At 39.6% G+C, this 9,716-nt stretch carries 12 protein-coding genes; all 12 read left to right on the forward strand.

Annotation, left to right across the window (positions count from 1 at the left end; genetic code table 11):
* Positions 1–256 precede the first annotated feature (256 nt).
* The 12 genes from FAR12_RS20020 (at position 257) to FAR12_RS20075 (ending at position 9,604) form a co-directional block, all read left to right on the forward strand.
* On the forward strand, positions 257–1,318 hold the full coding sequence (locus tag FAR12_RS20020) for a hypothetical protein (protein ID WP_126410544.1): 1,062 nt from the start codon (positions 257–259) through the stop codon (positions 1,316–1,318).
* Positions 1,305–3,470 carry a molybdopterin oxidoreductase family protein gene (locus tag FAR12_RS20025; protein ID WP_126410545.1) on the forward strand — a complete coding sequence of 722 codons (2,166 nt, stop codon included), beginning with the start codon at positions 1,305–1,307 and terminating at the stop codon, positions 3,468–3,470. Before FAR12_RS20020 ends, FAR12_RS20025 begins: the two co-directional genes overlap by 14 nt.
* Positions 3,471–4,031 carry a 4Fe-4S dicluster domain-containing protein gene (locus tag FAR12_RS20030; protein WP_126410546.1) on the forward strand — a complete coding sequence of 187 codons (561 nt, stop codon included), beginning with the start codon at positions 3,471–3,473 and terminating at the stop codon, positions 4,029–4,031.
* A gap of 12 nt (positions 4,032–4,043) precedes the next feature.
* The gene (locus tag FAR12_RS20035; RefSeq protein ID WP_126410547.1) at positions 4,044–4,568 is read left to right on the forward strand and encodes a QcrA and Rieske domain-containing protein; all 525 of its coding nucleotides are present in this window, start codon (positions 4,044–4,046) and stop codon (positions 4,566–4,568) included.
* Complete coding sequence (locus tag FAR12_RS20040; protein ID WP_126410548.1) at positions 4,558–4,767, forward strand: hypothetical protein; 210 nt, start codon at positions 4,558–4,560, stop codon at positions 4,765–4,767. Before FAR12_RS20035 ends, FAR12_RS20040 begins: the two co-directional genes overlap by 11 nt.
* Positions 4,757–5,068 (forward strand): hypothetical protein, encoded by a 312-nt coding sequence (locus FAR12_RS20045; RefSeq protein ID WP_126410549.1) that lies wholly within the window; start codon positions 4,757–4,759, stop codon positions 5,066–5,068. The genes FAR12_RS20040 and FAR12_RS20045 overlap by 11 nt, the downstream gene beginning before the upstream one ends.
* Entirely contained in the window at positions 5,055–5,330 is a 276-nt protein-coding gene (locus tag FAR12_RS20050) for a hypothetical protein (protein ID WP_246010460.1), read from the forward strand. The genes FAR12_RS20045 and FAR12_RS20050 overlap by 14 nt, the downstream gene beginning before the upstream one ends.
* Positions 5,331–5,332: 2 nt before the next feature.
* Positions 5,333–6,652 carry a NarK family nitrate/nitrite MFS transporter gene (locus FAR12_RS20055; protein ID WP_126410550.1) on the forward strand — a complete coding sequence of 440 codons (1,320 nt, stop codon included), beginning with the start codon at positions 5,333–5,335 and terminating at the stop codon, positions 6,650–6,652.
* A gap of 144 nt (positions 6,653–6,796) precedes the next feature.
* On the forward strand, positions 6,797–7,444 hold the full coding sequence (locus tag FAR12_RS20060; RefSeq protein WP_126410551.1) for a sensor histidine kinase: 648 nt from the start codon (positions 6,797–6,799) through the stop codon (positions 7,442–7,444).
* Between the two features lie 27 nt (positions 7,445–7,471).
* The gene (locus FAR12_RS20065; protein WP_126410552.1) at positions 7,472–8,125 is read left to right on the forward strand and encodes a response regulator; all 654 of its coding nucleotides are present in this window, start codon (positions 7,472–7,474) and stop codon (positions 8,123–8,125) included.
* Between the two features lie 12 nt (positions 8,126–8,137).
* Entirely contained in the window at positions 8,138–8,578 is a 441-nt protein-coding gene (locus FAR12_RS20070; RefSeq protein ID WP_126410553.1) for a GAF domain-containing protein, read from the forward strand.
* A gap of 21 nt (positions 8,579–8,599) precedes the next feature.
* Complete coding sequence (locus FAR12_RS20075) at positions 8,600–9,604, forward strand: PAS domain-containing sensor histidine kinase (RefSeq protein ID WP_126410554.1); 1,005 nt, start codon at positions 8,600–8,602, stop codon at positions 9,602–9,604.
* Positions 9,605–9,716 lie beyond the last annotated feature (112 nt).

Raw genomic sequence — 9,716 nt, forward strand, 5'->3', positions numbered from 1 at the left:
GCTGCATTAGCCTTTTTATTTTTGCAAAAACCTAAATTGAAAGTTTGTGCAATGCGTAACAAAGTTGTCACAAAATGTACAGACTTGAGAAAACCTTGTCAAATCAAGGTTTGTAACGGTCGAATTCCTGTGAAAATAGGCGAAAAACGGTCACTAGGGGAATTTCTCCTCGTGAGTAGGGAGATCCCCCTATACGAGAAATTCTTAAGTGATTTTAAAATGAAGGTAAGTTATTGGAGCACAAGGAGGAGCAAACATGGAATCAAAAAATGTGAACTCACTGGACAACGCGTTTGCGTCAAAATTTGCTAAGTCAATGTTCTTAGCTGTCTTAGGACTTATCATTCTAACCTTTATAGGCACAAGGATGTTCACGCATGTTGACTTAAACTTATACGGGTATATGGTTGGAACCATCGTCTTTTTAGGAGGATTTTTCTATCGCTTCATCGCTTGGGGAGAAAGACCACCTACAAAAATCATTATTAAGAAGGGAATAAAGTTACTTTTTCGAAAATCAACACCGAAAACGTCAGTTGAGCATTTAGCTACTTACCGTTTTATCTGGAACCGTGGTATTTACCGTTGGACGCAACACTTTTTAATCGGGTGGGGTTGTTTACTTTCTTGTATGGTCACATTCCCATTAGTATTCAGCTGGATGTACTTCACAATGACAGAGAATGGGTACTATACAATTGTTCTTTTTGGAATGAACATCATGACAGTTCCTGCAGAAGGATTGATTGCTCAGCTTTCCTATAATGCATTAAATATTTCAGCTTTAATGGTTATTACTGGGGTTTGCATGGCGCTCTATCGTCGCCTAAAAAATATGCAAGCAAGAGCCGACCAAAAGTTTATGTATGACTTTTTACCATTAATCATGTTAATTTTCATCAGCGTAACTGGATTAGCACTTACATTCAGTAATGTCTTTCTACATGGTTGGGGCCATTATGCAATGAGTCTTATCCATCAATATTCAGTTATCGTTACACTAATCTATTTACCGTTTGGAAAACTTGCACATATTCCGTTCCGACCGCTTAGTGTCTTTGCGAAAAACTATCGTGAACATTATGGAGAGCAATCGATGAAGGCTTGTAAAGTGTGTGGAACCGAGTTTGTTTCTACAGAACAATCTAACGACGTTATTCAAGTATTAGGCGTTAATGAAATTGAATTTAAAAAAGAACAGTTCCATTTAGCAGAGCTTTGTCTGCCATGTCGTAGAAAATATCGGATTGCACAATTTTCTGGATTCCCTACACATGAAGTAAAGGTTAAGGAGGCAAACCAGAATGCAAAGGGATAAATTTTTCAAAGAAATAGAGAATCTGCAGCATCCTAACGAAACACTTGTTAAAACGCATTGTAGTTACTGTGGGATGCAATGTGGAATGAACTTACGAGTTGATACGAGATCAAATAAAATTATCGGCGTAGAGCCTAGATATGATTGGCCAGTAAATGTAGGAAAAATGTGTCCGAAAGGCGTTACGGCTTATCAACAAACAAATCATGATGACCGTATTCTTAAGCCTTTAATTCGTGATGATAAATCATTAAAAGGAACAACAAAAGGATTCCGCGAGGCAAGTTGGGATGAAGCGTATGATTTAATTGCGACAAACTTTCAAAAGCTTCAACAGGCTTATGGGAAAGATTCTCTATCTGTATTCAGCGGTGTTTCCATGACGAACGAAAAGTGCTACTTAACTGGTAAGTTTGCCCGTGTCGCACTTGGAACTCGCTATATCGATTACAATGGACGTTTCTGTATGTCCAGTGCAGCCGGTGGGTTCTTACGCTCCTTTGGAGTCGACCGTGGTTCAACATTACCATGGACGGATTTACATGAGACCGATTGCTTGTTCATCGCTGGAAGTAATACAGCCGAATGTCATCCAACATCGATGTTTAGAGTATGGCATGTACAAGAAAGAGGGGGCTATCTTATTGTTGCAGACCCTCGTGAAACACCAATTGCAAGAAGAGCCGATGTGCATCTTGATTTAAGACCAGGAACTGATTTGGCATTAGCAAATGGAATTCTGAATCTATTAATCGAAAATGGTCATGTTGATGAAGAGTTTGTGAACAATCACACAAATGGTTTTGAAGAAACAAAAGAGCTTGTGAAGCAGTTTACACCAGAATATACAAGCGAAATCACTGGAGTTGCACCTGAAAAAATTATTCGAGCCGCCGAGATTTATGGTAAAGCACCGAATGCTGTTGTGATGTTTGCTCGTGGAATTGAGCAACAACATAAAGGAGTAGATAACGTATCTGCTTACACAAATATGGCGCTTATCACAGGGAAAATCGGGCGTCCGAAGTCAGGTGTTGCAACGTTTACAGGACAAGGGAACGGTCAAGGTGGACGTGAGCACGGTCAAAAATCAGACTTACTTCCTGGGTATCGTAAATTGACAAACCCACAGCATGTAAAGGAAGTATGTGAGTTTTGGGGAATTACAGAAGAAGAGATGCCACAGCCAGGGGTTTCGGCTTATGAAATGTTTGAATTAATGGATCAAAAAGTGATTCGAGGTCTTTACCTATTATGTTCGAACCCAGCAGTTTCTGCGCCTAACTCAAACTTTGTCAGAAAAGCTTTGAAAGACTTAGACTTTATGGTGTGTTCGGACTTCTATCTATCAGAATCAGCTGAATTTGCGGATGTGATTTTACCAGCCGTAACATGGTCTGAGGACGAAGGTACAGTAACGAATTTAGAGGGACGCATCATTAAGATTAACAAAGCACAGGAGCCACTTGGTGAATCGAAGCCAGATTGGCAAATTCAAGTGGAGCTTGCTGAACGGTTAGGAAGAGGGAAGTATTTTTCTCATTTAAAAACTGCAAAAGATGTCGCTGATGAATTCAGAGCAGCAACAAAAGGTGGATATGCAGACTACTCTGGAGCTACTTGGGACAAAATCGAGAAGCAAGATGGTGTTTTCTGGCCATGTAAGAGCGAGGATGATGAAGGGACACCACATATGTTCCTCGATAAGAAATTCTATCATCCAGATGGAAAAGCGAAAATCTGTGCGCTTCCTTATCGTCCACCAGCAGAAGAGCCAGATGAAGAGTACCCACTTCGTTTAACAACTGGTCGTGTTGTTTACCATTATTTATCTGGGAACCAAACAAGAAGAATTCAATTTTTACGAGATATGTGTCCTGAACCATATATTGAGATTCATCCAGAAACAGCGGCCAAGTACGATATTGAGCATGAAGAGCTTGTACGTTTATATACGCGAAGAGGCGAAGCGATGTTCAAAGTGAAAATTATCGAAGCGATTCGAAAAGATACGGTGTTCGTTCCGTACCACTTTGGTCATGATCAATCCATTAATCTACTTACAAATCCAGCACTTGACCCAATTTCTAGAATGCCAGAATTTAAGGCATGTGCTGCGCAAATCGAGAAATCAATAAAGAAGGTGCACTAAATGAAGAAGAGGCTCTATATAGAATTAGAAAACTGTATCGGCTGTCGCTCTTGCCTAGCTGCTTGTACGCAGTGTGGCGGTCACGAGGAGAGAAATCGCAACTATGTGTATGATGTGAATCCTCTTGTGAACCGACAAACGATGCCTCTCATGTGCCTTCACTGTGTTAATCCGGCATGTGCGAGAAGCTGTCCGGCGCAAGCGATTCAAATTCATGAGACAGGTGCTGTTTTATCAGCGTTAGTAGAAAAATGTATTGGTTGCCAAAACTGTACGATTGCCTGTCCATATGGAATTCCAAAGTTTGATACAGAACAAAATCTTATGTATAAATGTGACTTGTGTATCGACCGTACAAAGGACGGCATTCCGCCAATGTGTGCGAGTGTTTGTCCAACAAATACACTTCAGTGGCTAACTGAGGTAGAGATTGAAGCAAAGCAAAAGCAGTTTAATCTTGATAATGGCAAATGGGTAACAAGTATGCCGTATCTAGAAAATGAAACGAATGTAAAAGTGAATTTGCCAGGTATTCTTCAAGGCGTTACGAAATTGTTTTAGGAGGGATGAATTATGTCAGAGAAAAACAATCGAATCCCCTTTGATGAAAATAATTACACCCATAATATTCATCGTAATAATGAAAGAAAGCTAGATAGACGAGGATTTATGAAAACATTAGTAGGGGCAGCGGGGGTATTCGCTGTTTCCTCTCTTCCATGGGGAGCAGTTGCTGCGAAGGAACTAATGGGCTTAAGTGAAAAGGAATATCCGCATAAGAAAATAGCAGACTTAAACAAAATTGGTATAGGGGAAGCAGTCGATTTCAAGTTTCCCGGTGAGCATGACGATGCTTTATTGATTCGTCTTTCTGAAGAGAAATTCGTTGCCTATAACAGTGCATGTACACATCTTCAATGTCCAGTATTTTGGGTTAAGGAAGAAGGAGAAATGATTTGTCCATGTCATCATGGCAAATTCGATGTTGAATCGGGTTCTCCGATTGCTGGACCACCGAGACGTCCACTGCCAACAATCGAAGTAAAGGTTGAAAATGGAGCGGTTTACGCAGTAAGGGTGAAAAGATATGAATCGTAGACTCGTAAATTTTATATCTTTGTTAATCTGTCTATTTTTGAACATCGTATTCACTCAGAAAATGGTTCATCAATTTAAATTTGAAAACTATGATGTAGCCATTATGTATTGCGTTTTAAATTTAATCGTCTTCCCGATTGCCCTGTTTGTATTTAAACGAGACGAAAAGCAAAGCGAAGTGAACAGACGTGAACAGTGAAACATTTTTAGATTTCTGCTTCATTCGTGAAGCTAGTGGAGATTTTGGCGCAGAGATTGATGTCATATTGAAACAACTTTTTAAGGGTACACGTCTTCATTGGTATATAGATGAGAAAAAGGTTGATGGTGCCGATGTTGTTGTAGCAGAAGTAAAAGGAATGAGCCGCTTTCAGTCAGAATCAGAAGTGATTCAATACTTAGAAGAACGTGGAGAAGACGCATTTTGGGAGTATCTTCAAGGCTATCAAATGTACGTCTACCCTAATAAGAAAGGGTGCAATTCCTGTGGCAGCCATTAATTTTGAGCTTTTAGAAGGATTGATTCAATCTCCCGTCGAGGTTTCGATACAGGATGATGAGGGAGAAGAACGTGCCCCTTTTGTTCGTATAGAAATAAGAAAAATAGAGATATGTCCAGATCAAACTCATTTGCGAATTTACTTTGACCAGCGGAAATTCTTTGCTATTCCATTGGAATCAAAGGTTGAAATAGTTGGAGATACTTGGACAGCAACGGACGTGTGTAACAAATTAACGTATGTTATTCGAAAGGTAGGATAGTCATGAAAAAAAGTACTCGTATTACAAGCTGGAATCCGGAAGATCAAAAGTTTTGGGAGAGTACGGGAAAGAGACATGCGAAGCGAAATCTATGGATTTCTGTTCCGTCATTAATGCTAGCTTTTGTCGTATGGCAAATCTGGTCAGTTGTAGCGGTACGTTTAAATGATATTGGTTTTACTTATACAGAGGAGCAATTATTTACATTAGCCGCCATTCCAGGATTAGTAGGGGCAACATTGCGATTCTTCTATACCTTTGCTGTTGGAAAATTTGGTGGACGAAATTGGACAGTGATTTCTACTGCGATTCTAGCTATTCCAGCAATTGGTATTGGGATGGCAGTTCAAAATCCTGATACACCATTTTCTATGATGCTTCTATTAGCAGCACTATGTGGATTAGGTGGAGGAAACTTCTCATCATCTTCATCCAATATGAGCTATTTCTTCCCGAAATCAGAAAAAGGTACAGCGCTTGGAATTAACGGTGGATTAGGAAATATGGGGGTTTCAGTCGTTCAATTTGTGACTCCATTAATCATTGCAACTAGCACCTTTGCTTTTATGGGTGAAGGTCAGGTACTCTCTAGCGGAGAAACAATTTGGTTACACAATGCCGCTTTCATCTGGGTAATTCCGATTGCGATTGTTTCAATTGCCGCATATTTTGGCATGGATAACCTTCCAAACACATCGCAATCTGCTAAAGAACAATTTGTTATTGTAAAACGTAAGCATACGTGGATAATGACAGTTTTATATGTTGCCACTTTCGGTTCATTTATTGGATATTCAGCAGCATTTCCGTTGTTACTAAGATCTCAATTCCCTGAGCATGTATCTCTTGCATTTTTAGGAGCTCTACTTGCAGCAGCTGCTAGACCTGTTGGTGGCTGGATTTCTGATAAATTAGGGGGAGCCCTCGTTACAGCATGGGTATTTATTGTTATGACAGTTGGAGCATTAGGAGTTGTATACTTCACGAATGCAAAAGAATTTACAGGATTCTTAGTGTCATTCTTAATCCTGTTCCTTGCATCAGGAATTGGCTCTGGATCAACATTCCAAATGATTCCGAGCATCTTCCCAGCCAAAGAAGCGGCTCCAGTATTAGGCTTTACAGCAGCATTTGCAGCTTATGGCTCATACTTTATCCCGCAGCTATTTGGATGGTCAACAAGTACAACAGGTTCTCCTGTCACTGCATTTTATTTCTTTATTGCCGTTTATGTTTTATCATTCGGCCTAAACTGGTACTTCTACCAACGAAATAAAATTGATAAGAAGGGTACGTCACCTTCTGTGCACAAGGCATCTTAATATAAGACTTTAAATGGCCCTCTCCTTTCATTTAGCGTAAAGAGAGGGCCATTTTTTATGTTTCCTCGCTTAGGTTATTTATAGCAAACCTACTAAATGTTATATTATCAATAGAAGCGTTTAGCAGAAATAGGAGGAACTTGGATGGAACGTTTGCCAGAGAAAAAAGAAATAAGCAACTATATCATTCAGTCATCAGAAGATGAAATTAAACGAATTGCATTTGAACTCCATGAAGGAGTTGGGCAAACGTTATATAGTGTGTTCACAGGTATGCAGCTTCTTGAAGCGAATATGACTGATCACGAGAGCAAACATCATGTTCATGAAATGAACGAGATTCTGGAAAAAACAATTCAAGAAATTCGGTTCTTATCCGTGGAATTACACCCACCAACCCTGTCTTCGTTGGGTTTTTTACCAGCACTGAAGAGCTATCTGAATTTATATAAAGCGACGTATGGAATTCTTGTTGAGGTTGAACAAGTTGGGCAAGAAATACTTCTACCAGAACGTCATCGAATCATGTTATTCCGAGTTTGTCAGGAAGCGTTGGGGAATATTGCGAAATATGCTGATACTCATCAGGTACATATCAAGCTCGAATGGGAAAAACATGGAGTGGCAATTGTTATATGTGATGAGGGAATTGGTTTTGATGTAGAAAAGAATAGACATAAACCAGGATTAGCTGTGATGTATGAGAGAATGAAGCTAATCGGTGGGAATTGTGTAATTACTTCTACATTAGGCAAAGGGACAACGATTCAGTTAGAGTTACCGTTACAATAGCCAGTTTCAAGCTAAGGAGGAAATACCTTGATTAAAATTTTGCTAGTTGATGATCATGCTGTCGTGAGAATGGGCTTGAAAATGTTGCTTAATAATCATGCTGAAATGGAGGTTGTTGGGGAGGCTTCCGAAGGAAATGAAGGAATAGAAAAAGCTCATGAGTTAAGTCCAGATGTCATTGTCATGGATTTAAGTATGCCCCACGGTAAAGATGGTCTTTCAGCCACTTCAGAAATCAAAAAGCAACTGCCGAATGTAGCCATTCTAATTTTAACGATGCATGATGATGAAGAATACTTATTTAGAGCCATTCAGGCGGGTGCCTCAGGATGTATTTTAAAAAGCGCACCTCATGATGAACTTATTCAAGCTATTCAGTCCGTCTCAAAAGGAAATGCTTATCTTCATCCTTCTGCAACGAAGAGATTAATGGAAGAGTATTTAATCGGAATACGCGACGGTGAGGCAGACCATTTTAACTTATTATCGGATCGGGAACGAGAGGTACTCACTTTAATTGCAAAGGGATATTCTAATAAGGAAATTGGCGAAAAGCTATCGATAAGTGTAAAAACAGTAGAGACCCATAAAGGTAATTTAATGGAAAAGCTCCAAATGAAGACGAGACCAGAGCTCGTAGCCTTTGCTTTGAAAAAAGGGCTACTGGGCTACGGAATGTAAAGGAAGATTTGAATGTTTGATAAAACGATACATAACGCTGCCATTATGGATATATGCATAAAGACGTTACACGAAGTGAACTGTGACTTTGTCGGTTTTGCTTTTCAAAATCAGATTGGCCCAGATATTAAATGGCATGTAGTAGCCGGAAATCAAAACGAAAAATATAAGCATATCACCCTTCGTTATGGGAAAGGAATAGCTGGTAGAGTCATTTCTACAGGTAGCCCCATGACGATTGAGGACTTTCCCCATGATATTCTTGGAAAAGCGCTAGAATACCCGATCATGCTTGCAGAGAAATTGATATATGCTTATGCCGTACCAATTTACCTTAATGGGGCTCCAAAAGGTGTGTTTTTAATTGGTCAGAGGTTGCGAAAGGGATTATCTGAAGAAGAAAAGAAGGTAATCATTATACAGGCTCGTTCAATCGAAGACACAATTAGTTAATAACTTTTGGAGGTTAATAAGATGGACTATCATTTGTCGCAGCCGAATAATGAGCTCAGTGACTTAAAATATGCTTTGGATGAATCAACGATTTTAGCCTATACGGATAAAAGAGGTATCATTCAATATGTGAATGATAAATTTTGTGCTGTTTCAAAGTACTCTCGTGAAGAATTAATCGGCTCTGATCATCGAATTGTTAATTCTCACTATCATTCGAAGGAATTTTTCAAAGAGATGTGGAGAACGATTTCGTCTGGGAAGGTGTGGAAGGGTGAAATCCGCAACCGTGCTAAAGATGGTGAATATTATTGGGTGGACACGACGATTGTGCCGTTTCTCGATGATAAAGGGAAACCGTACCAGTATTTGGCCATTCGATATGAAATTACGAAGCTGAAGAAGATAGAGGAAGAGCTTCAGAAAATGATGATTAAACTTATAGATGTACAGGAAGAAGAGCGACGCCGTTTATCTCGTAATTTACATGATGGGATTGGGCAAAACCTTTACAGTCATCTTATCACCATTAATCTATTACAGACTGAAATCGATCATCCGATTGTGGAAAAATTACAGAAAGAAGCTACGGACTTAATTGAAGAGGTTCGTGAGATTTCTTGGGAACTCCGTCCTTCTGTTCTTGATGATTTAGGTTTAGTACCAGCGATTCGCTCCTATTTAGTTCGCTATTCTGAGCATTACGGCATAGACGTTGGTTTTGACTGTGCATTAATGAATAGACTTTCTTCCAATAAGGAAATTGCCATCTATCGTATTATTCAGGAGTCCCTAACGAACGCGAGAAAGTATGCAGAAACTGATCGTGCAAATGTGACGATTCGAGAGATGGATGGGTCTGTACGAATCATGATTGAGGATTTTGGGAAAGGCTTTAACTTGGATGAAATTCACCGTGGAGTCGGCCTTTTTAGTATGGAGGAGAGAGCACGTGCAGTAAACGGGGAATTGCACATTTATTCAACGGTAGGGCAGGGAACGAAGGTTATATTTGAATGTTATTGACGCCTTTTAATGGCAAGAAATTGACGGAGTTAATTGTCAATAATCTGACGGAAATATTGGCCAAAACAAGGGGGAAGCCCGTAACCTGCTAAAGCCTCCCCTTAAACTAAAT

The organism is Bacillus yapensis, assembly GCF_005280205.1.
GTDB classification, from domain to species: Bacteria; Bacillota; Bacilli; order Bacillales; family Cytobacillaceae; genus Robertmurraya; species Robertmurraya yapensis.

Bases quoted from the DNA above. Each gene is read 5' to 3' on its own strand.
- FAR12_RS20020 (WP_126410544.1), top strand. From the start codon at position 257: ATGGAATCAAAAAATGTGAACTCACTGGACAACGCGTTTGCGTCAAAA.
- FAR12_RS20025 (WP_126410545.1), top strand. From the start codon at position 1,305: ATGCAAAGGGATAAATTTTTCAAAGAAATAGAGAATCTGCAGCATCCT.
- FAR12_RS20030 (WP_126410546.1), top strand. From the start codon at position 3,471: ATGAAGAAGAGGCTCTATATAGAATTAGAAAACTGTATCGGCTGTCGC.
- FAR12_RS20035 (WP_126410547.1), top strand. From the start codon at position 4,044: ATGTCAGAGAAAAACAATCGAATCCCCTTTGATGAAAATAATTACACC.
- FAR12_RS20040 (WP_126410548.1), top strand. From the start codon at position 4,558: ATGAATCGTAGACTCGTAAATTTTATATCTTTGTTAATCTGTCTATTT.
- FAR12_RS20055 (WP_126410550.1), top strand. From the start codon at position 5,333: ATGAAAAAAAGTACTCGTATTACAAGCTGGAATCCGGAAGATCAAAAG.
- FAR12_RS20060 (WP_126410551.1), top strand. From the start codon at position 6,797: ATGGAACGTTTGCCAGAGAAAAAAGAAATAAGCAACTATATCATTCAG.
- FAR12_RS20070 (WP_126410553.1), top strand. From the start codon at position 8,138: ATGTTTGATAAAACGATACATAACGCTGCCATTATGGATATATGCATA.
- FAR12_RS20075 (WP_126410554.1), top strand. From the start codon at position 8,600: ATGGACTATCATTTGTCGCAGCCGAATAATGAGCTCAGTGACTTAAAA.